This is a genomic window from uncultured Algibacter sp. (assembly GCF_947490405.1).
Lineage (GTDB): Bacteria > Bacteroidota > Bacteroidia > Flavobacteriales > Flavobacteriaceae > Algibacter_B.
Window position 1 is genome coordinate 596,550 of record NZ_CANLGU010000002.1, and the last position, 23,344, is coordinate 619,893.

The following is a 23,344-nucleotide window of genomic DNA, read 5'->3' on the forward strand; positions in this document are numbered from 1 at the left end:
GTCAGTATTTTAAAGAAAGAATATTGACTCATTCTAACGCTAATCTGTTGTGGACTAACAAGCAACAAAATTACAAAAATGATTAACGCTAACCAATGAATTTATTTCAAAGAAATGTATTTTAGCACTCAAAGATAGAATATTGCACTTTATTTACAACATAGGAATATATCTTACAAATTTTGGTCTAAAGTTTGGAGCATTGTTTAATAGTAAACTTAAAAAAGGTGTTCTTGGAAGAGAGTCTACTTTTGACATTTTGAAAAACAACCTAAAAAAAGAAGATAAAACACTTTGGTTTCATTGTGCATCTTTAGGAGAATATGAACAAGGACTTCCTGTTTTTTCTGAACTGAGAAATCACTATCAACATCACAAAATAATTCTTAGTTTTTTCTCTCCATCTGGATATGAAATTAGAAAAAACACTCCGATTGCTGACGTAGTTATATATCTTCCTCTGGATACAAAAGCAAACGCAAAACGTTTTTTTGATATTGTAAACCCCAATCTCACCGTATTTGTTAAATACGATATTTGGCCAAATTTTTTAATTGAATTAAAACAAAGAAACCTGAGAGCTATATTAATTTCTGCTTCATTCAGAAAAAACCAACACTATTTTAAAAATTCCAACACGCCTTTCAAAAAAGCATTATTTAGTTTTGAACATATTTTTACTCAAAATGAGTCTTCAAAAAAACTACTCGAATCCATAGGTTGTAATCAAGTTACAGTTTCTGGTGACACGCGTTTTGATCGTGTTAACAATCAATTAAACACAGATAACACATTAGATTTTATTGAAAATTTCAAAAACAAAAAAACCTGCATTATAGCTGGTAGCACATGGACAGAAGACGAAGCCCTGTTTATAAATTTTATTAATTCTGAAGCTTCAAGTGATTTAAAATTTATTATTGCCCCCCATAACATTAAAACATCTCATATAAAAAGTCTTCAAGAAAAGTTAACCAAAAGCAGTATTTTATTTTCTAAAAAAGACAATGAAGAGCTTTCTGAAAAACAAATTTTTATAGTAGACACAATAGGAATTCTTTCAAAGATATATAGCTATGCAGATATTACTTATGTGGGAGGAGCAATGGGTAACACAGGATTACACAATACTCTAGAACCAGCAGTTTTTGGAGTTCCTATTATTATCGGCCCAAATCACCATAAATTCCCCGAAGCTGAGGCTTTAATTACAAATGGAGGAATGTTCTCCATTTCTACACAAGTTGAATTTGACGATCTTGTTAAAAAATTGATTAACGATAGTGACTTATGCCAAGAACTAGGGTCAAAAAATAAAGCATTCATACAAAATAATCGTGGTGCTGTCATCCAAATACTAAATTACCTACGTATATAGTTATGTTTTAATCTAAGAATTATACAAATATTCGTAATTCTGATGAAAAGTCATTAAATTGGCACTAACTAAAAAAATAATTAACACTAAAACAAAAACCGATGAAAAAATTAGTATTAAGTTCAATCTTATTGTTAGCTTTAAGTTTAAGTTTCACATCATGTAGAGATACAAAAAAAGCAGATTCAATAGAAGAAGCTGTTGAGAATGCTGCTGATGCCGCTGGTGAAGCTGTAGATAATGCAGCTAACACTGCAGGTGAAGCTGTTGAGAATGCTGCTGATGCTGCTGGTGAAGCTGTAGATAATGCAGTTGATGCCGCTGGTGATGCTGCTAACAAAGCTGGTGAAGCTGTAGATAAAGCTGTGGATGCCGCAGGAGAAACTGTTGATAAAGCTGCAGACGCAGTAAAAAAAGAAGCAGATAAATTAAAAACTGGTCACTAAACTTAGATTAGTTTTATAAATTAAAAAGCCACCTATTTGGTGGCTTTTTTATATTTTCAATGTTTTTGTAAAAATCAAAAAGCCATATCAAAATTTTGACAATGCTTTTTTTTACATTAAGAATCTACTCTCGAATCATCTTTTAGAGTTTTTCAGAAATTAACTGAGTTTACAAATAATTACATAGTTAATTCTACTCAAACCTTTTGAAATAATTGACTCTTTTCATGATGTTTCTAAGTTAATCATAAAACTTGTCTATTTCAAAAAAACAGAGACAACACAAACGAGCAACTAAACCCAATTAAGGCGAGTAGCGTCGTCATTAATGTCCAACTTTTAAAAGTTTGTTTTTCGGTAAGTCCTAAATACTTTCCAACGAGCCAAAAACCACTATCGTTAACATGAGACATGATACTGGCACCTGAAGCCACAGCTATAACTAGTAATGCTTTTTGAGGCTCTGAAATAGAATCCATTAAAAGAGGTGCAGTAAGTCCTGCAGCTGTTATCATAGCAACTGTGGCAGAACCTTGTAATACTCTTACTAAAGCAGCTGATAAAAATGCAAATAATAAAATGCTCACCCCTTTATCTGCAAAATAATTTGCTAGCATTTCACCAGCTCCAGTATTTACAAGCATTTGCTTAAATACACCTCCAGCCCCAGTAATTAAAATAATAATACCTGCTGGTGCCATAGATTTTGTACTAATATCTAACAATTGTTGCTTTGTAAACCCTCTTCTAATTCCTAAAGTATACCAAGCAATAAGATTTGCAATAATTAATGCAGAAAAGGGATGCCCAATCATTCCAAGCCACCCCTTTAAGTTTTTAGATACTAGTTCTTCACCAACTAATGGACTGTTTATAATAGTATTTATAACAATAAGTACTATAGGAATTGCAATAATACTTACGATAATACCCACAGATGGTAAACCCTTTTGCTCTGGCTTAATTATATCATTTGAAGCAATGCCAGAAACAGGAATACGTTTTGAAATATACTTTCCTAAAATAGGACCACACAAGATAGCGGTTGGAATACCAGCAATAAACCCAAAAAGAATAACCCAACCTAAATCTGCTTTTAAAATATCGGCTACGGCAACTGGCCCAGGTGTTGGTGGAATAAACGTATGTGTTATTGCTAAACCAGCTAATAGCGGAATGCCGTAAAGTAAAATTGGTTTTTTTGTTTTCTTTTGAAGCGCATAAATCATAGGAACTAATATGATAAACGCTACTTCAAAAAATACAGGAATTGCCACAATAAACCCTGTAAGCATTAATGCCCAAGGTGAGCGTTCAATTCCAAACTTGGATAGTAATTTACTGGCCAATGCTTCTGCACCACCAGAATGTTCTAAAATAGCTCCAAAAATACCACCTAAACCAACAACTACAGCTACAAAACCAAGAGTGTTGCCCATACCTTCTTGTACAGTTTTTACAATGGTTAGCGGTTCCATTCCAGATAATACACCCACTAAAATACTAGCCATTAGTAAAGCTATAAATGCTTGAATTTTAAATCGTAAAATAAGCACGATAAGTAAAACCACACCTAAAAATACAGCTCCTAAAAGAGAAAAATCAATCATTATTAATACCATTTAGTGTGAAAAAACTGCGTTTCTGGAGCATCTGTTTTTTGGTAGGTATGTGCACCAAAATAATCACGTTGCGCCTGTATTAAATTTGCAGGTAAACGCTCTGTTGTTATTGCAATCCAGTAATTATAGGCAGACCAAAATGTATCAAATGCAATACGATGTGACAAACTATATGAAATACTCTTTTTAATTGCCGCTTCAGAAGATGTTAATACCTCAAGAAGAGTCTCATCTTCTAAATAATTATTGTTGTATTTAAATATATTGATTGAAGTTTCCATGAACTCAGATCTAATGATACACCCGTTAGTCCAGATACGTGCTATTTCAGATAAATTTAAATACCAATTATAGGTATTTGAAGCGAGTTGCATCAACTCAAAACCTTGATGATGGTTTACAATTCTTGCAAACCTATATGCCTTCTCTAAAACTTTAACATCAACAGTTTCAACTTGGTTTGCAACTGTTTTAATGGCATTAGAGAGTGCATTTCTTTTATGCTTAAACGCTGAGATATATCGCGCAAAAACTGCCGAAGACATCATAGTATTTACAGTTCCTAAATCAAATGCCGCTTTTGAAGACCAAGATCCCGTTCCCTTATTACCTGCTTTATCTAAAATTGTATCTAAAACATAAATACCATTTTCTTTTTTTCGAAGAATATCTATGGTAATTTCTAAAAGGTAACTAGATACATCTGTTTTATTCCATTCAGAAAATACGTTTGCAATCTCATCGTTAGTTTTAGTTACCGAAAGTAATGCGTATACTTCAGCTAATAATTGCATTTCGGCATATTCTATACCGTTATGAACCATTTTCACAAAATGTCCAGCTCCTGCTTCTCCAATATGTATACAACATGATTTACCATGATTATCTTTTGCTGCTATAGCTTCTAAAACCGGAGCTATTTTAGCATAACTCTCTTTAGTACCTCCAGGCATTATTGAAGGCCCTTTTCTAGCGCCTTCTTCACCTCCAGAAACACCACAACCCACAAAATTTATTTTTTTATCTTTTAAATTTGTTACTCGCCTGTTGGTATCTAAATAATGTGAGTTTCCGCCATCAATCAAAATATCGCCTTCATCTAAAAAAGGTAAAATAGCTTCAATAACAGCATCAATAGCATTTCCAGCTTTAATCATAACAAGTATATTTCTAGGGCGTTCTAAAGATGTTACAAAACTTTTAAATTCTGTAAACCCTTTGATATTCATACTCGCATCAGTTCGTTTTAAAAAATCAGAAAGAACGTGTGCTTCTCCTTGTTTAACCCTGTTGTAAACGGATACAGCAAAACCTTTCTCTGCAATGTTAAGACTTAAACTGCTTCCCATTACTCCTAATCCTATAACGCCTATGGTTGATTTGCTCATGTTATTTTTGAAACAATAGTGTTTATAATATGTTCGAGTGATTTAGTTATATCTACATGAATGCCATAATCGGGTATTTCTAAATCTTTGAATTGCGCATCTAATAAATCTGAACTCATATAATGTCCGCTTCGTTTTTCAATACGTTTTTTAATCAAACTTTTATTTCCTGATAAATATACCCAAATGATGGATTTATATGTTGAAGATAATAGTATTCTATAACTTTCCTTTAAAGCCGAACATGCTAAAACGGCGCCTTCATTAACTGACCAATCGGTTATGTTATCTGATAATATTTGTAACCATGGCCATCTATCTTCATCATTTAAAGCTTGTTTATTGGTCATTTTATCAATATTTGATTTTGGATGAAAATCATCAGCATCATAATACGGTAATTGAAGCTGCTCTGATAACTTTTTACTTATGGTCGTTTTTCCACAGCCGCTTACACCCATTACTACAATAACCATATCCTTAATTTTTTAAATAAAAAGAATGCTTTAATCCTGATGCTGAATGTGGTCCAACCCAAATATTAAAATCGCCTTCTTCGGCTGCTTTTACAGATTTGTGACTTGTAAATTCTAATGACTTAGATGACAATTTAAAACGAACTTCTTTAGTTTCACCAGGCTCAAAATTTATATGCTGAAACCCTTTTAACTCTCTTACTGGTCTAGTAATACTTCCCACAACATCTTGAACATATAGTTGCACAACTTCTTTCCCCGCTCTTTTTCCCGTATTTGTAATGGTGGCTTTTATTATAATATCTTCATTAAACGTGATAGTATCTTTTGATACTTCTACCTTATCATATCTAAAATTTGTATAACCAAGACCATAACCAAAAGGAAAATGAGGTGTGTACCCCGCATCTAAGTAATGAGAATCATTCCCTAAAGAACTTTGCCACGCGCCAACAGGAATATCATAGATAGCAACAAAATCATCTTTATTTGCAGGCCTCCCTGTATTTTTATGATTATAATAATAAGGTAACTGTCCTGCTGTTTTTGGCCATGATACAGGCAGCCTACCTTGTGGTTCGCTTAATCCAAATAAAATTTCCCGTAATGCTTCACCACCCATTGTACCAGGGTGCCATGTCATTAAAACGCTATCTACATCATCAATTATATTGGTAATTGTAATTGGTCTACCAGCCATAATTACCAAAACAATTGGCTTATCTGTTTTTGCTAATTCTTTAATTAAATCTTCTTGCGCGCCAGGTAAATCAATAGAGGCTCTGCTGTGGGCTTCTCCAGATAGAATAGCCTCCTCTCCTACAACACAAACAATTACATCTGAAGCTGTTGCTATAGCCACTGCCTTTTTAAATTCTTTTTTTGAAGTAGCCCTACTGTGCGTTAATCCTGGAATAAAATTGTAATTTATATTAGCTGTTTTAAAAGCATCTAATGGTGTTAGGGTGTGTTCTTTTTCGCCATCAAAAGTCCATGTTCCCATTTGGTCTAGAGGTGCATCAACCATAGGACCTATTAAAGCTACTTTTGAAGTTTTAGCTAAAGGCAAAACGCCTGTATTTTTTAACATTACAGTACTTTTTACAGCCGCATTTTTTGCTTTTTCAAGATGAGATTTTTTGTAAAATGTAGCCTCATTTTTTGTATCTCTGTAAGGCATTTCAAATAGGCCTAACCTTAGTTTTATTCTTAAAATATTTCTTACAAATTCATTTAATTGATCCTCAGAAACTTTGCCTTCTTCAATCAAGGCTTTTAAATTATTTTCATAGGCTTTACTAGTCATTTCCATATCTAAACCAGCATTTGCGGCTAATTCTGCCACATGTTTTTCGTTTTTAGCATAGCCATGTGCAATCATTTCTATGGTAGATTCCCAATCACTTACCACAAAGCCATCAAACTTTAATTTACCTCTTAAAACATCTTTCAATAAAAATTTATTTCCTGTAGCAGGTACACCGTTAATTTCATTAAAAGCTGTCATTACCGTTGCCACTTCAGCATTTAAAGCCGACTCAAAAGGAGGTAAATACACATTATGCATTAATGGTTTTGAAATGATAGTAGTATTATAATCTCTACCGCCAATGGCAGCACCATAACCAATATAATGTTTTGCACAGGCAGCAATACTTGTTGGATCATTTAAGGAGTCGCCTTGAAACCCTTCCACATAGGCTTTTCCTAAAACAGAGGCCAAATAAGGATCTTCTCCTGGCGATTCTGCTATTCTGCCCCAGCGGCTATCTCTTGCAATATCTAGCATGGGTGCAAACGTCCAACGGATACCAACAGAACTAGATTCTATAGCCGCTATTCGTGATGATGTTCTTGCGATATCTTCATCCCAAGATGCTGCTATCCCTAACGGAATGGGAAACATGGTTTTAAAACCGTGAATAACATCTCTTGCAAAAATTAAAGGTATTTTATTAGGACTTTCTTCAACTGCAATTTTTTGTAATTCATCGACAAATTCAATTTTCATTACATTTAACAACGCTCCAACTTTACCCGCCCTCACTTGTTGTTTTAGTTCTTCTGATAAGGTTTTGGCTCTACTTGAAGTACCTCTTAAATTGGTTTGTCCAATTTTTTCTTCAAGCGTCATTTTAGAAAGCAACTTATTTATAATATGCTCATACTTTTCCTCATTCTCGCTTACAGCTTTTTTTTCGTTTTGCTCATTTTTAGAACAACTTAAAAAACATAAAAGAACTACTAATATGTAATATTGTTTCATTGGTTTATATGTTTGATTGGTCTTTGTAAAACGTACTTTTCACACCTTTTACACCAGGTATCACTTTAAATAAAGAACCTGAATTAGGGTATTTTATAAGCTCATCTTCTGTCATATCTATTCTTGCTGTGGTAATGTATAAAATATCTAAATTATCTCCTCCAAAAGCGCAAGATGTAACATTATGAGCAGGTACAGCAATTTTTTGAATAACTTTGCCTGTTTTGGGATTACATTGTATTACGGCATTGCCATTCCACATCCCTACCCACAGCATATTGTTTTCATCAATAGCCATTCCATCAGGAAATCCTAGTGATGCTTCAATTTCAACAGCTACTCTTCCGTTGGATATTTCTCCTGTACCATCATTATAATCGTAAGCTTTAATTTGCGATGTAGGTGTATCAATGTAATACATTATTGATTTATCTGAGGTCCAAACAATACCATTAGAAATAGTAACGCTATCAATTTTTATTTGTAGTTCTCCTTCAGTATTTATATTGAAAAGTTTTGCACGCCCTTCTTTTTGCTCTAAGTGCATAGAGCCTACCCAAAAACGCCCGCTAGGGTCACACTTTCCATCATTGAGTCTACTATCTTTAAGTTCATCACTCATATCAATAAACAACTTTGAATCACCTGTTTTTAAATCCGTTTTATAAACTCCATCCTCAAGGGCAGACAATACTTTATTGGTGTTAATTGGCACCACCGTACCAATTCTAGAAGGCATATTTATAATACGATTCGCTTTCTTATCAGGACTATAGATATTTAGCGTTTTCTTTTCAATATCAATCCAATATAATTCTTGTGTTTTATAGTTCCAAATGGAGCCCTCTCCTAAATCTGATGCTATTTTATATTCTAGTTCAGCTTTCAAATTTCCATCTGTTTTTACTTTATTTTCCTTTGATTTACAGCTTATACAGATGACGATGGTACTTAAAAATAGTATTAGTTTTTGATACATAGTTTTATTTAACTTATAGTGTCTTAAATATCAGGTGTTTTTTTAATTAGATGTTCTATTATTAACCTTTTAAAACATCTTATGTCACTAACAATCAAAATATTATGTAAACGACAGCTATTATTATTTTGATGTATAGACTTGCCATAGATTAACAGAATTTCTATTATCAAGTAAGTTTTGTGAAAATTGTAGCTAAAAAATATTAATAATTTCTATAAAGCTAAAAAAGATTTTATAGTATCATTAAAACAAATAGGTCTAATACTAATACAAATTCGTCTATTGCTGAGATAAATAAAGTTTTTACATCAAAAAAAATAGCTTACAGGAAGAAAGAAAATTGAAACATTAGATACCGAGGAAACAAACCCCATTAATATTATTGGTGATAACAGAATTGAAAGTCTGGAGTCGTAAATAAACTTTTCAAACAAATAAAAATTTTCTTAAACGAAAAAAGCCGAAACTTTCGTTTCGGCTTTTCATCTGTACTGAAGACGGGACTTGAACCCGTACGTCCTAATGGACATTGGATTTTAAGTCCAACGTGTCTACCAATTCCACCACTTCAGCATAATTCGAGAGTGCTATTGCACAATGAATTGGTATATTTTAAGAAAGTTCCAGAGCGAAAGACGGGATTTGAACCCGCGACCCCCACCTTGGCAAGGTGATGCTCTACCCCTGAGCTACTTTCGCAGTTTTTTATGAACGTACAATCTTTCGATTGCGGTTGCAAATTTAAAATATTTCTAGGAATTGCAAAGCCTTTTATCAAAATAAATAAAAATATTTTTAGGCTTGTTTTTTCTTTACCAACATACGCTTTATTTCATTAAGTTTCATAAGTGCTTCAACAGGCGTAAGCGTATCAATATCGGTATGTAAAATTTCGTCTTTAATGTTTTCTAGGAGTGGATCGTCAAGGTTAAAAAAGCTTAACTGTAAATCGTCATTTAAGGTTTTTACTTTATCTGTAAGTTCCTCACTAGAATGCGATTTTTCTAATTTTTCTAAAATTTTATTGGCGCGTCTTAACACTTGCTGTGGCATTCCAGCCATTTTAGCAACATGAATTCCAAAACTATGTGCGCTACCGCCTTCAACAAGTTTTCTTAAAAACAGCACATTGTCTTTTAGTTCTTTTACAGAAACATTAAAGTTTTTTATACGCCCAAACGTATCGCTCATTTCATTAAGCTCATGATAATGGGTAGCAAATAGCGTTTTTGGTTTTGATGGATGTTCGTGCAAATACTCACTTATTGCCCAGGCTATAGAAATACCATCATAGGTACTTGTACCACGACCAATTTCGTCAAGCAATACCAAACTTCTATCTGAAATATTATTTAAAATAGAGGCTGTTTCATTCATTTCTACCATAAAAGTAGACTCGCCCATAGATATATTATCACTAGCGCCAACTCTAGTAAATATTTTATCTACCACTCCTATATTAGCGGCTTTTGCCGGTACAAAACTTCCTATTTGCGCCAATAATACGATTAAGGCAGTTTGACGTAAAATAGCTGATTTACCAGACATATTTGGCCCTGTAATCATGATGATTTGTTGCGATGTTCTATCTAAAAACACATCGTTCGCAATATACGCTTCCCCAAGTGGCAATTGCTTTTCTATTACTGGATGACGCCCGTCTTTAATTTCTAAATCGAAGGAGTCATCTAGTTTAGGATACACATAATTATTGTCTTTTGCCAATTGAGAAAAGCCACATAAGCAATCTAACTGCCCAATTAAATACGCATTGTGCTGTACAGATTTGATGTATTGGTTCATCCAACCTACAAGTTCAGAAAACAACTGCTGTTCAATGGCTAAGATACGTTCTTCGGCACCTAGAATTTTAGCTTCGTATTCTTTGAGTTCTTCAGTAATGTAGCGTTCGGCGTTTACTAAAGTTTGCTTTCTAATCCACTCTTCAGGCACTTTATCTTTATGAGTGTTTCGTACCTCAATATAATACCCAAACACATTGTTAGATGCTATTTTAAGTGATGTGATGCCCGTACGCTCACTCTCACGCTCTAACATATTATCTAAGTAATCTTTTCCAGATTTAGACAAGCCTCTTAAGTCGTCCAATTCCGAAGAAAACCCCGTAGCAATGGTTTGTCCTTTTAATACATTTACAGGAGCTTCTTCATTTAAAGTTGTTTTTATTTTTTCGCGAAGCACCTCGCAGCTTTGTAAATTATCACCAATAATTCTCAGTGATTCGTTTTCAGAATTTGAAGCTAAATTTTTAATAGGCACAATAGCTTCTAACGAGTTTTTAAGTTGAATCACCTCGCGCGGATTTACCTTACCTGTAGCTGTTTTAGAAATTAAACGTTCTAAATCGCCTATATGTTTGATGTGATTTTGAATATGCTGAAGCACCTCATCTTGCTTGGTTAAAAAATCTACAACCTCATGACGTTGCTTAATTTTCTCAACATTTTTAAGAGGTAATGCCAGCCAACGTTTTAATAACCTGCCGCCCATTGGCGAAATGGTTTTATCAATAACGTTTAAAAGCGTAACTGCATTATTATTTGTAGAATTATAAAGTTCTAAATTTCTGATGGTGAATTTATCCATCCACACGTAGTCATCTTTAGCAATACGCGCAATAGATGTAATGTGCTGCAATTTATGATGCTGTGTTTCGCCTAAATAATGTAAAATAGAACCTGATGCAATGATACCTTCATACAAATCTTCAATACCAAACCCTTTTAGTGTTTTTGTATCAAAGTGCTTTGTTAAAGTTTCATAGGCATAATCGGTTTGATACACCCAATCTTCTAAATAAAATGTATGAAAATCGTCGCCAAAAGTTTCATTAAAAAGCGTTCGTTTTTGTTTAGAGACTAATACCTCACTGGGACTAAAGTTTTGGAGTAATTTATCGATATACTCTGCATTGCCTTGAGAAGTTAAAAACTCTCCAGTAGAAATATCTAAAAACGAAATACCAATATATTTTTTATCAAAATACACCGAGCACAAAAAATTGTTGGATTTTGAAACTAAAACCTCATCATTTAATGCTACTCCTGGAGTTACCAACTCTGTAACCCCACGTTTTACAATAGTTTTAGTTTGTTTTGGATCTTCTAATTGATCGCAAATAGCCACACGCTCTCCTGCTTTTACCAATTTTGGTAAATACGTGTTTAAGGAATGGTGCGGAAACCCAGCCAACTCTGTTTCACTTTCGCTACCAGCGCCTCGCTTGGTTAAAATAATACCTAAAATACCTGCAGCTTTTACAGCATCGCTTCCAAAAGTTTCATAAAAATCGCCCACACGAAATAACAATAGCGCATCTGGATACTTTGCTTTTATAGCATTGTACTGTTTCATTAACGGGGTTTCTTTTTTTGCTTTTTTCTTCATGCTTTTAGCATTTCCATGAGGATAAAAATCGTGATGGAAAAGTGGTTTTTAAGTGTTACTTTTGGCAAAGTTGTAGCTTGCAATTTACCATTAATTTCATGTTTTTTGAAGTTGATATTTTAGAAGTTATCTACAATTACGACGAGATTTTAACAATAGTTGTTATTTTGAATAAAGTAACACATTAGAAGAGATTTCTACATTTGCGGAAATAACAAAGACTTCAGTAGTGAGAAAATTAAAAAATAGCGAATTAGAGAGACTAGACGTTGAGGGGTTTAAAACTGCTAAAAAAACACCTATTATCATTATTCTGGATAATATTAGAAGTTTAAATAATATTGGTTCGGTATTTAGAACGAGTGATGCGTTTTTAATTGAAAAAATTTACCTCTGTGGTATTACGGCAACACCGCCACATAAAGATATTCACAAAACAGCATTAGGAAGTACAGATACAGTTGCTTGGGAATATGCAGAAAACACCTTAGATATAGTTGAAAAACTAAAAGCTAAAAACATCAAAGTTTGTGCTATAGAACAAGCTGAAAATGCTACAATGCTTGATAAATTCAATATTGAACCAAACACGACATACGCGTTAGTTTTTGGTAATGAAGTTAAAGGTGTAGCACAAGGTGTTGTAAATGCTTGTGATGTAGTGATTGAAATCCCTCAATTTGGCACAAAGCATTCCTTAAACATCTCAGTAAGTTGCGGCATTGTAGTTTGGGATATTTTTAGTAAAATCTAACATAGATCAGTTGTGATTTTTTTGTTTGATTATATTCATTGGAGCAATTATATGGAAGAAGCTTGAAATTATGTTAAAAGATCCTGACGAAAACTTCATCATGGACTTTTACGAACAAGGCGTTGTCATTATTAACAAGGTTGAAACCATTAAAAATAAGCATTTTAGCTTGTGTTTTTCATATTAAATTGTAACTTCTCACTCATAAAAATGAGTGATTATGTATCAAAAATCAAAAATATTATTTTTAATGATCTTTGGCTTTATAAATGCAAGCCTTAGTGCTCAAAATATTCCTATTGAGTTTCTTAATATGAATATCGATAAAAACCAATCTAAATATTCAAAACCTGTTTTAGAAAATGAGATTGCAGGCGTTAGTACTAAACACGAGATTTTAACTAATAGTCTCAAAGAACGTGTTACTGTGGATAACTCTTATAAAACCATTTATTTGTTCATAAAAGGCAATGGTGATCTAAGTACAAAAGACAAAACTTATGACATAGTACCTGAAACAATTTTTTTGCCCAACAATGTCAAAGACCTATACTTTAAACCTCAAATAAACGACACTTTACACTATATTAAAATAACGGTTTTACAAACTGAAATAGACAAGACCGATATAAAAACGTTTCCAGAAGACAACATAAATAACATCTATTTTAAAAAATTTACAGATTGTGAATCGTATACTGAGCCTATTAAAAGCCCTCAAACCACAAGTAGAACAATATTGCCTAATAAATTTATTCCTAGAATAGCTATGGGTACAGTAGAAACTGTTGGTCCTGATAAAGTTGGCGCACACGAACATCCAATGTTAGAGCAACTATTTTTAGGACTTACAGATAACCAAACCATGGTGTATGCCGATAGTGCACAAATATATTTTCCAGAATATACAATACTCCACATTCCATTAGGCTCTAGCCATTCTGTATCAGTAAAAGAAAACAATAAAATGTACTATGTTTGGATGGATTTTTTCCGAGATAAAAAAGGAGAAGAGTGGCTAAAAACCCATAAAAAACAGAAATAACTCTAGTGATTAAAAAACCTAAAACACCTTGGCCTACCAAAGATGTGATGCATCAGGTTTATGAAAAACATCTTTGGGGTGGAAAAGACTTTGATTTTTATTCAGGTGAAGGGTCGCATCATCCTGAAATTATAACACCTTACTTAGAAACTGTTAGTGATTTTTTCAAATCGTTCTCTGAACCTTTGGTAGTTTGTGATTTGGGTTGTGGCGATTTTAATATTGGAAAGCATCTTGTAAAATTCACCAAAAACTATATTGCTATTGATATTGTAGACGATCTTATTGAAAGAAATAAAACTCTATTTAAAGCTGATAATTTAGAATTTCAATGTTTAGACATTTCAAAAGATAAGTTGCCTCACGCTGATTGTATCATATTACGCCAGGTATTACAACATTTGTCGAATACTGAAATTAAAAATATCCTTAAAAAACTAAAAGATTATAAATACATTGTTCTAACTGAACATATTCCTTTTGGTGATTTTATTCCGAATAAAGATATTATTTCTGGACAAGGTATACGATTTAAAAAAAATAGTGGTATTGATATTTTAGATAAGCCTTTCAATTTTAAAATAAAAGAAGAAAAACAACTTGGAGAACATACTTTAGAAAACGAAAAAGGATGTATTGTAACAACATTGTATAGAGGTTTTAAATAAAATCATTCTCTACAAATTTCCCCTAAAACCCACAAAAAATCAGCACGATTTTCTACAAAATCTCTATCAGAAATATCAATAATTTTTACTTTAAAATCATTTTGAGATTTTAAAAACTCTAAATAGCCTGCGTTAATTTTTTCTAGATAATCGTCTTCAATATGTTGCTCGTAATCGCGACCGCGCTTCTTTATATTTTCTTGTAGTCTTTGAGTGTTTTGGTATAAATACACATACAATTCTGGCTTTTTTATATCCTTATACATCAACTGGAATAGTTTTCTGTATAAACTAAACTCATCGCCACCAAGTGTGATTTTTGAAAAAATTAGTGATTTGATAACGTAATAATCACTCACAACAAAATCTTTAAACAAATCTAGTTGTGCTAAATCATCAGAAATTTGTTGGTAACGGTCTGCTAAAAATGCCATTTCTAGAGGAAATGCATACCGATTTGCATCTTCATAAAACTTAGGTAAAAATGCATTATCAGCATAACGCTCTAAAATTAATTTTGCATTAAAATCCTGAGCTATTTTTGTAGCTAAACTTGTTTTACCTGCACCAATGTTACCTTCAATAGTTATGTAGTTGTATTTTGAAAAGTCAAATTGCCTGCCTGGGTTTTTTAACCATATTTTAATAGGTTTTAAAACTGAGTTGTCTTCGCATTCATTCAATAAAACAGATACGTCTTTATTTAAGGTTGGATGCTTTGTTTTTGAAGCAATATCATGTAAAGGTTGCAGTACAAATTTGCGTTTTTGCATTTCAGGATGAGGTACCTGTAGTGTTTTTGTATTTATGGTGGCATCATCAACAAAAATAATATCTAGGTCTATTGGTCGTGCTTCATAGCCTTGTGTCTCAGCTCTCGTTCTGCCTAAATTGGTTTCTACATCTAATAATACATCTAGAACAACCTGTGGTGCCAAATAGCTTTCTAACACCAAACAGCAATTTAGAAAATCATCACCTTCAAACCCTATGGCTGGCGATGTGTAAACTTTCGAAATTAGCTTCACATTACCAACTCGTTGGAAAATAGCATCTACTGCAGCTTGCAAGTTTTTGAACTTATCACCTTTGTTACTTCCTAGTGCAATATAAAATGTCATTGGTTTTTCCATCGGGAAAGCAAAATAATAAAAAGTAAACGGATTTGGGTTATCTTTACAGTACCTATTTGTTCACAATTCATGAATTTAAAAGACAAATTACTTGCCCAACGCATTTATTTACTTTTGGGAGGTTTATTCATTACATCACTTGTAGTTTCAAACTTAATTTTCCAGAAGTTTTTTTACTGGTATCCATTGGATATAGCGATTTTTGGTAGTAAACTTTTTGAAATTTCAGTAGGCATTTTACCTTATCCTATTACCTTTTTAATTACCGATTTAATAAGTGAAATTTATGGTGAAAAACGTGCAAATGATGTGGTTGTAGTCGGGATTTTTACATCTATTTTTTCGCTTTTAATTATTTATATCGCTGATATTGTCCCTGCAACACCATGGTCTCCGGTAGATAATGAAACGTTTAAAACTGTGTTTGGAAATTCTACAATTGCTGTATTTGCTAGTATGTTAACATACCTATTTGCACAGTTTGTAGATATCCAAATTTATCATTTCTGGAAACGTCTAACTAAAGGTAAGCATCTATGGCTCAGAAATAATTTCTCTACTTGGTTTTCACAATTTGTAGACACTTTTACCATCGTATTTTTATTGTGTTCTTTTGGTATTATAGATTGGATAAATTTTAAAGGCTTGTTGGTAAGTGGATTTCTTTTTAAAGTTTTTATTGCTATTTTGGATACGCCATTGCTATATTTGGGTGTTTATCTTTTTAGAAAACGATTTAATTTAAAAGTGAATGAAGAGATAGATTTACTCTAGTATTTCAAGTCTTAACAAAATGATAAGCTTTCTTTTTCAACTATTAACACTTTTTCTGCGTATATTCTTTTAATTAGTTTTGTTTTAAAAAAATCCTGTTTAGTTAGTATAACAAATAATCTTTATGAAAAAAGTTTTAAAAATCGTTGGAATAACCATATTAATCATCATTACACTTTTAATAGCCATTCCGTTTGCTTTTCAAGGGCAAATTAAAGACATGGTTAAACGTTTTATAAACGAAAATGTGAATGCTAAAGTAGAATTCAGCGATGTTAACCTAAGTTTTATTAGAAGTTTTCCGCAAGCGCATCTTAGTGTAAACAATTTGGTGATTACTAATTTTGAACCTTTTAAAGATGAAACGTTTGCCACTGCCAAGGACATTTCATTTACCATGAATATTACTGAATTATTTAAGTCTGCTAATGAAGCGCCTTTGGTTGTGAACACGATTAGTATTGACGAGGCACTTTTGACCTTGAAAACTGATAAATTCGGGAATAATAATTATGATATAACCAAAGAAAGAGAAAGCCAAACCATCCCTGAAAGTGATAACAATAATGGATTTGGATTTGATATTGAAGATTACCAAATAAAGAAAAGTGCTTTTACTTATATAGACGAAGGTTCTGATATTTTAATTCAGGTAACAGAATTGAATCATGAAGGGCATGGTACGTTTTCTGCCAAAGCTTCGGAATTAGATACGCAAAGTGAAGCGAATGTGAGTATTTCATTAGATAGCACAAATTATTTAAGTAACAACCCTATTAAGCTTAATGCTTTGATTGGTATAGACCTTCAAAACTCAAAATACACTTTTAAAGAAAATAAAGGGTTTATTAACGATTTGCCTTTAGAATTTAACGGCTATGTGCAACAAGTTGAAAACGGACAAGAAATAGATATATCGTTTGAAAATCCAGAATCTGACTTTAAAAATTTCTTAGCAGTCATTCCTAATGAATATTCAAAAAACATAGAAGGCGTTCAAACCACTGGCGATTTTAAGATAAAAGGCATTGTTAAAGGTTTAAGTTCAGAAGAAACGATACCAAATATAAATGTTGGTATTACATCTAATAATGCGTCCTTTAAATATCCTGATTTACCAAAACGCGTGAGTAATATTACGATTGATACACGTATTAAAAACGAAACCGGAAAAACTGATGACACATATATAGATATTAAAACCCTAAACTTTAAAATTGATGAAGATATGTTTAAGTCGTCCGTTACATTAAAAAATTTAACCAGAAACATGTTGGTTAATGCTAATGTGGATGGTGTTTTGAATTTAGGAAACATTACAAAAGTATACCCTGTAGAGCTAGAAAATACACTCACTGGTATTTTAAAAGGAAAAATAAGTACGTCTTTTGATATGAAAGCTATTGAAACTAATGCTTACGAACGCATTAAAAATAGCGGTTCTGCGAGTATCACAGATTTTGTGTTTTCTTCAAAGGATATTGTAAATCCAATTCATATTTCTGAAGCTAATATGGCTTTTAACCCTGGAAGGGTTTCACTAAATAATTTTAAAGCTAAAACGGGAGATAGTGATTTGAATGCAGTGGGAACCATTAATAACCTATTAGGTTTTCTTTTAAGTGATAATACGTTGAAAGGTAATTTTAATGTGAACTCTACCGTGTTTAAAGTAAGTGATTTTATGTCTGAAGATGAAACTGTTTCTGAAGGTAATAAAACTACTAGCGATTCAGAATCTTTAAAAATCCCATCATTTTTAGATTGTACAATAAATGCCAATGCCCAAACTGTTATTTACGACAATTTGAATCTTAAAAATGTTACGGGAACGCTTTATATAAAAGACCAAAAAGCCTCATTGCAAAATATGACTTCGTCTCTTTTTGATGGAAAATTAGCAATCAATGGCGCAGTATCTACTAAAGAAGAAACACCAGTTTTTGATTTAAAATTGGGGGCTCAAGATTTTGATATCGCTCAGTCTTTTAAAGGCATGGAATTACTTCAGAATTTGGCGCCAATTGTAAAACTATTCCAAGGAAAACTTAATACCACGCTAAGTCTTTCGGGGTCTTTAGATAAAGAATTTTCTCCTGTATTAAATTCGGTTTCTGGTGATGCACTAGCAGAATTATTAACTACTAAAATTAATACTCAAGACGGGTTGTTAAGTAAACTAGAAGGCTCTTTAAGTTTTATTGAATTTGACAAGTTAAATTTAAAAGATGTGAAAACGAAACTAGATTTTGCTGATGGAAAAGTTGCCGTTAAACCTTTTGATTTAAAGTATAAGGATATTGCTATTGAAGTGTCTGGAGCGCATGGTTTTGATAAAACACTTAACTATAATGCTGTGTTTAATGTCCCTGCAAAATACTTGGGGAGTGAAGTAAATCGATTGATTGGTAAAATAAATGATACTGAAGTGAATAATATAACGATTCCAGTAACTGCTAATATTTCTGGGGTTTTTACAAATCCTACTGTTAAAACAGACTTGACTAGTGGTGTTAAAAGCTTAACCAATCAGCTTATTGAAATTCAAAAACAAAAGTTGTTAAGTCAAGGAAAGGATAAGGTTAAAGATTTAATTGGCGACGTTATTGGTGGTAATAAGACAAAAACTGACTCTATAAAAAAAGAGCAGAACAATTCGGTTACCGATGTGCTTACTGATATTTTAAGATCTAAAAAACCACAAGACTCTACTGCAGCTGATACTACAAAATCTACAACTAAAGTAATTAAAAATGTTCTGGGTGGTTTGTTAGGAAGCAAGAAAAACGAAAATGATTCTATAGATTAATTTTAATTATTTTTAGATAATAAGTTAATTGTAAGAGGTTAGCGTTGCCTAGGTGTACATTATAAAACAAAGAATAAAAAAGCTATAACGAAAATTTGACAGTAACCCTAACCAAGTATTAAATATTTGTAGCTGCTTCTGCACAACGCTCACCATCCATAGCTGCGGAAACAATACCTCCGGCATAACCGCCACCTTCACCACAGGGAAATAAATTATTGATTTGAGGGTGCTGTAATTGCTCATTTCTTGGAATAGAAACTGGTGATGAGGTTCTAGATTCTACACCAACTATATTAGCTTCTTCTGTATAATAGCCTTTCATTTTTCTTCCAAAAGCCTCAAAGCCTTTTCTGAGCCTGCCACCAATAAATTTTGGTAATAAAGAGTGTAGTGGTGCAGATTTTAAACCTGGTTGATAGGAGGTGCTATTTAATTTGGGCGATAATTTGCCATCAACAAAATCCGTTAATCTTTGTGCAGGAGCTACTTGACTTCTACCACCAGCTGTAAATGCTAAACGCTCTAAATTTTTTTGATATTCTAAGCCTTTTAAGGCGGCAAATTTTTCGTATTTTGGTAAATCGGTATCTGCATTAATCTCTACAACAATACCTGAATTGGCATATAAATTATTTCGCTTTGATGGAGACATGCCATTTACCACAACCTCACCATTAGCAGTTGCAGCGGGTACAATAAAGCCACCAGGACACATGCAAAAGGAATACACTCCACGGTCTTTTACTTGATGTACTAAACTGTAAGATGCGGCAGGAAGTAATTCATGACGATTGCCAGAACAATGATACTGAATGGAATCAATTATATGTTGCGGATGTTCTACACGAACTCCCATTGCAAATGATTTTGCTTCTAAAGCAATGGTTTTTTTATTTAATAGATAAAAGATGTCTCTGGCTGAATGACCTGTGGCTAGAATGACTTTTTTAACAGGAATTTCGTTATTATCATTTAATTGTATGGCTGTTATTTTTTGATCTTTTAAAACGAAATTTGTAACACGAGTTTCAAAATGAATTTCACCACCATATTTAAGAATGGTTTCTCGTATATTCTGAACCACTTTTGGAAGTTTATTGGTGCCAATGTGCGGATGTGCATCAATTAAAATTTGCTCGGTGGCACCATGATAAACTAAGTTTTCAAAAATACGTCGTACATCACCACGCTTTAAGCTTCTGGTGTATAGTTTGCCATCGCTATATGTTCCTGCTCCACCTTCACCAAAACAATAATTGGAATCTTCATTTACAAAATGGTCTTGGTTTATGGCTCTTAAATCTCTACGACGATCTTGAACATTTTTACCGCGCTCTAAAACAATGGGTTTAAAACCCAATTCAATACACCTTAGAGCTGCGTACATGCCTGCAGGACCAAAACCTATAATATGAATGGGTTTAGCTTTAGATATGTTTTTATACTCAAAAATATATTCTGAGTTTTCTGGAACAGGCTCTTTAATATATACCGCTACTTTGTAATTTAAAATAATTTTAGGTTTCCTAGCATCAATAGACTTTCTCAGGACTTTTACGCCTGAAATATCTTTTCTGTCAATATCTAGTTTAATGGCAGATTTTAAAACTAAAATATTAGGTTGCTCTTCCTCTTTAAGGGTAATACGAAGTTGTATTTCTTTTAGCATTTGATAGAATCAATTGAAACTATTTTCGTTCATAAGTCAAAAACGAAAATTCATAGTCATGATTACCGTCTTTTTTATGAAACACATTTGCAGTTTCTTTCCAAACCGAATTATCTACTTCAGGAAAAAAGGTATCTGCATCAAAATCATGATGCACACGTGTTAATTCAATTTTATCTGCAATAGTCATAGCTTGTTTGTAAATCTGACCACCACCAATAATAAATGGCTGCGAATCACTTTTTGAAGCGTCAATAGCATCTTCCAAACTATGTACAATTATAACACCCTCAGGTGCTTTGTAGTCTTTCTGTCTTGTAATAACAACATGTGTTCTGTTGGGTAAAGGCTTTGGGAAACTCTCGAAAGTTTTACGCCCCATGATAATATGATGTCCGTTAGTAAGCGATTTAAAACGTTTTAGATCATCACTTAAATGCCAAATGAGCTTATTTCCCAAACCAATAGCATTATTCTCTGCAGCAGCAACTATAATGGTAAGTTCAGGTTTTTGTTTTTTAGTTTTTTTATTTGATTCTGAATACACTTCGCTTTGCGCTATAAGTTTTTCTTCTTTGATGAAGTCTCCTTTAAGTTTATCAATACGCTGTTGCTGTTTAGCAACCAATTTATCAAGTTGTTGTTTTTCCCAAGTTTTCCCCATAAACTTATTTGTAATAAAAACATTAAAAAGATGGTATGCAAACAGGAACAACCATATAAGGATGGCAAATACGAACCAATCTATTCCAAAAAGTTTAAAATCCTTACCAATACCAAGTACAGTATTTGCCAGAATTAAAAAAATAGCACCAATTAAAAAAATTACAAAATGTACATATAAACGTTTTTTTTGTTTAATGCGTCTTTGGGCATTTTCTATAAGCTCCAATTGGTCTTTATCTATTTGTGGTATAGGTTTCTTTTTTCCAAACATATAAATGAAATAATAAGTGTAAAGTTAAAGCTTTTTAGCAAGACTAAAACATCAAATTGAAAGTGCTAAAATAAAAATATAAGCAAAATCAATTTTGTTTTAAAAAGCGCTGATAATCAGGTAAAAACAGTAGTTTTAGATTGTTAATCTAGTAAATTTTTTGCTAAAATTTTGCCTACTTTAACTTTTTGTAGAATTCAAATTATCAAATTGATAATTTTTTAAAAGTAAAGAGTACTAGATGGTTACGGGTTATAAATAGTTTATAAATTTGTACCGATAATAAAAGAAAAAAACAAATTAAATCATATAATTATGGCTATTAAAAAACAATTTTTAAAAAGTAAACCAGTTTGTAAAGTAACTTTTTCTTTACCAGCTGAAGATGCAAAGAAAGTATCTGTTGTTGGTTCTTTCAACGATTGGAATGCTAAAAAAGCGCCGCTTAAAAAATTAAAGAATGGTACCTTTAAAGGGACTGTTGATTTAGAAGCTGGAAGCTCTTACGAATTTAAATACATTGTAGACGGTGTTTACGTTAACGATGATGCTGCCGATGCTTATGCATGGAATGATTTTGCTGGTGCGGAAAACAGTGTTGTAAATGTTTAATTATTAGTTTTAAAATAACACAAAAGCACCTCATTAGAGGTGCTTTTGTGTTATTTGTATATGTTTTTGTTGGCTTTCATAGCTTCAAAAAGGATAACACTGTTATTCCTAGTGTGTGCTATTTGATGAAGGTTTTTTAATGGCTTTTTTAGATGTTTCTGTTTAAACTTTATTACGATTAGTTTACAGTAAAGTTAGCAAATAATTACTGATACAGAAAGTGAAAGTCCGCGAGAGCTTTAGCATGTAGGCAAAAAACCAGCAATACAGTTTATACCTCATTGTGCGCTGGCTTTTTATCTATTAGTTCTAAAGTTTCTTTTACAAAATCCGTTTTTCCAAGTACGTAAGAACCTCTATCATTTTTAAATTTAGAAGCTAACTCAATCTTTAAATCTTCGTATTCTTTTGCTCGTTTTTTATTCTTATTTAAATAATTTTTAAATTCTATCTGTCTCCACATTACGTTATCTTTTGGACACATATGAATATGGAAAATTTGTTCTTTCTTTCCTTCTAGGTTGTAGCCTTTGCCAAAGTTTGAATATGCTTCAATATTTTCTCTTGCCGGAATTACAAAGTGAGTGTAACCTAATTCGGAGAATTTTTCAATTAGATTTTCGTCAAATAGTTTTTCTTTCGGTATTTCTATCATTAAATCTATATATGGTTTTGATTTAATACCTGTAATAGATGAACTACCAAAATGCTCTACCCGTAATATTATTTCATCCCCTAATTTTTGAATTATTCGTTTTTTTTCTTTTTCGTAAATATTTTTCCATTCAGTATTATGGTCAACTAACTCAATTGGAAAAAGAGTATTCCAATCTTCTTTAGTTAAATCATATAAAGTTTTTTTCATTCAATTTCGTTTTTTTTGCATTGCGAACAATGCAAAGATAAGTTCTCATTTCAATTTAACTTATCGATTGTTAAATGAAGTTAGCTGAGATTTTTTTACAAAGTCAATT

At 32.4% G+C, this 23,344-nt stretch carries 18 protein-coding genes and 2 tRNA genes; 8 read left to right on the forward strand and 12 right to left on the reverse strand.

Annotated features, from left to right (window positions below; genetic code table 11):
- Nucleotides 1-142 precede the first annotated feature (142 nt).
- Nucleotides 143-1,378 carry a glycosyltransferase N-terminal domain-containing protein gene (locus Q0772_RS06530; RefSeq protein ID WP_298341749.1) on the forward strand — a complete coding sequence of 412 codons (1,236 nt, stop codon included), beginning with the start codon at nt 143-145 and terminating at the stop codon, nt 1,376-1,378.
- Nucleotides 1,379-1,479: 101 nt separating this feature from the next.
- Entirely contained in the window at nt 1,480-1,824 is a 345-nt protein-coding gene (locus tag Q0772_RS06535; RefSeq protein WP_298341752.1) for a hypothetical protein, read from the forward strand.
- 263 nt (nt 1,825-2,087) lie between these two features.
- On the opposite strand, the gene Q0772_RS06540 is transcribed toward Q0772_RS06535, so the two are convergent.
- The 8 genes from Q0772_RS06540 to mutS form a co-directional block, all read right to left on the reverse strand.
- Nucleotides 2,088-3,434: a gluconate:H+ symporter gene (locus tag Q0772_RS06540; RefSeq protein ID WP_298341755.1), complete on the reverse strand. Its 1,347-nt coding sequence runs from the start codon at nt 3,432-3,434 to the stop codon at nt 2,088-2,090.
- 2 nt (nt 3,435-3,436) lie between these two features.
- A complete protein-coding gene (gene gndA / locus Q0772_RS06545; RefSeq protein WP_298341758.1) occupies nt 3,437-4,834 on the reverse strand; it encodes an NADP-dependent phosphogluconate dehydrogenase in 1,398 nt (465 codons plus the stop codon).
- Complete coding sequence (locus Q0772_RS06550) at nt 4,831-5,310, reverse strand: gluconokinase (protein ID WP_298341761.1); 480 nt, start codon at nt 5,308-5,310, stop codon at nt 4,831-4,833. Before Q0772_RS06550 ends, gndA begins: the two co-directional genes overlap by 4 nt.
- Before the next feature lie 4 nt (nt 5,311-5,314).
- Nucleotides 5,315-7,576: a glycoside hydrolase family 3 N-terminal domain-containing protein gene (locus Q0772_RS06555; RefSeq protein WP_298341764.1), complete on the reverse strand. Its 2,262-nt coding sequence runs from the start codon at nt 7,574-7,576 to the stop codon at nt 5,315-5,317.
- Nucleotides 7,577-7,580: 4 nt separating this feature from the next.
- Nucleotides 7,581-8,555: an SMP-30/gluconolactonase/LRE family protein gene (locus Q0772_RS06560; RefSeq protein WP_298341767.1), complete on the reverse strand. Its 975-nt coding sequence runs from the start codon at nt 8,553-8,555 to the stop codon at nt 7,581-7,583.
- 492 nt (nt 8,556-9,047) lie between these two features.
- A tRNA-Leu gene (locus Q0772_RS06565) sits at nt 9,048-9,131 on the reverse strand.
- Nucleotides 9,132-9,185: 54 nt separating this feature from the next.
- Nucleotides 9,186-9,257 (reverse strand) — tRNA-Gly (locus Q0772_RS06570).
- A 96-nt stretch (nt 9,258-9,353) separates the two neighbouring features.
- On the reverse strand, nt 9,354-11,966 hold the full coding sequence (mutS, locus tag Q0772_RS06575) for a DNA mismatch repair protein MutS (protein ID WP_298341770.1): 2,613 nt from the start codon (nt 11,964-11,966) through the stop codon (nt 9,354-9,356).
- A 229-nt stretch (nt 11,967-12,195) separates the two neighbouring features.
- Between mutS and Q0772_RS06580 the strand changes: the two genes are divergently transcribed.
- The 3 genes from Q0772_RS06580 to Q0772_RS06590 all read left to right on the forward strand — a co-directional run bounded on the left by Q0772_RS06580 (nt 12,196) and on the right by Q0772_RS06590 (nt 14,433).
- A complete protein-coding gene (locus Q0772_RS06580; protein ID WP_298341773.1) occupies nt 12,196-12,720 on the forward strand; it encodes an RNA methyltransferase in 525 nt (174 codons plus the stop codon).
- A gap of 250 nt (nt 12,721-12,970) precedes the next feature.
- Nucleotides 12,971-13,765, forward strand: a complete 795-nt coding sequence (locus Q0772_RS06585; protein WP_298341776.1) for a hypothetical protein — start codon at nt 12,971-12,973, stop codon at nt 13,763-13,765.
- A gap of 5 nt (nt 13,766-13,770) precedes the next feature.
- Complete coding sequence (locus Q0772_RS06590) at nt 13,771-14,433, forward strand: class I SAM-dependent methyltransferase (RefSeq protein ID WP_298341779.1); 663 nt, start codon at nt 13,771-13,773, stop codon at nt 14,431-14,433.
- A gap of 2 nt (nt 14,434-14,435) precedes the next feature.
- On the opposite strand, the gene folK is transcribed toward Q0772_RS06590, so the two are convergent.
- The gene (gene folK / locus Q0772_RS06595; protein ID WP_298341782.1) at nt 14,436-15,554 is read right to left on the reverse strand and encodes a 2-amino-4-hydroxy-6-hydroxymethyldihydropteridine diphosphokinase; all 1,119 of its coding nucleotides are present in this window, start codon (nt 15,552-15,554) and stop codon (nt 14,436-14,438) included.
- Nucleotides 15,555-15,635: 81 nt separating this feature from the next.
- Here folK and Q0772_RS06600 point away from each other — a divergent pair, with 81 nt between their 5' ends.
- Both Q0772_RS06600 and Q0772_RS06605 read left to right on the forward strand, forming a co-directional pair.
- Nucleotides 15,636-16,340 (forward strand): queuosine precursor transporter, encoded by a 705-nt coding sequence (locus Q0772_RS06600; RefSeq protein WP_298341786.1) that lies wholly within the window; start codon nt 15,636-15,638, stop codon nt 16,338-16,340.
- A gap of 124 nt (nt 16,341-16,464) precedes the next feature.
- Complete coding sequence (locus Q0772_RS06605) at nt 16,465-19,149, forward strand: AsmA-like C-terminal region-containing protein (RefSeq protein ID WP_298341789.1); 2,685 nt, start codon at nt 16,465-16,467, stop codon at nt 19,147-19,149.
- 118 nt (nt 19,150-19,267) lie between these two features.
- Here the strand turns inward: Q0772_RS06605 and Q0772_RS06610 are convergent, their stop codons facing one another.
- Both Q0772_RS06610 and Q0772_RS06615 read right to left on the reverse strand, forming a co-directional pair.
- Nucleotides 19,268-20,821, reverse strand: coding sequence for an FAD-dependent protein (locus Q0772_RS06610; RefSeq protein WP_298341792.1), 1,554 nt, complete (start codon nt 20,819-20,821; stop codon nt 19,268-19,270).
- A gap of 19 nt (nt 20,822-20,840) precedes the next feature.
- Nucleotides 20,841-21,758 (reverse strand): dihydrofolate reductase, encoded by a 918-nt coding sequence (locus tag Q0772_RS06615; RefSeq protein ID WP_298341794.1) that lies wholly within the window; start codon nt 21,756-21,758, stop codon nt 20,841-20,843.
- A 315-nt stretch (nt 21,759-22,073) separates the two neighbouring features.
- Here Q0772_RS06615 and Q0772_RS06620 point away from each other — a divergent pair, with 315 nt between their 5' ends.
- Entirely contained in the window at nt 22,074-22,370 is a 297-nt protein-coding gene (locus Q0772_RS06620) for an isoamylase early set domain-containing protein (RefSeq protein ID WP_298341797.1), read from the forward strand.
- 271 nt (nt 22,371-22,641) lie between these two features.
- Here the strand turns inward: Q0772_RS06620 and Q0772_RS06625 are convergent, their stop codons facing one another.
- Entirely contained in the window at nt 22,642-23,235 is a 594-nt protein-coding gene (locus tag Q0772_RS06625; protein WP_298341800.1) for a GrpB family protein, read from the reverse strand.
- Nucleotides 23,236-23,344: the final 109 nt, after the last annotated feature.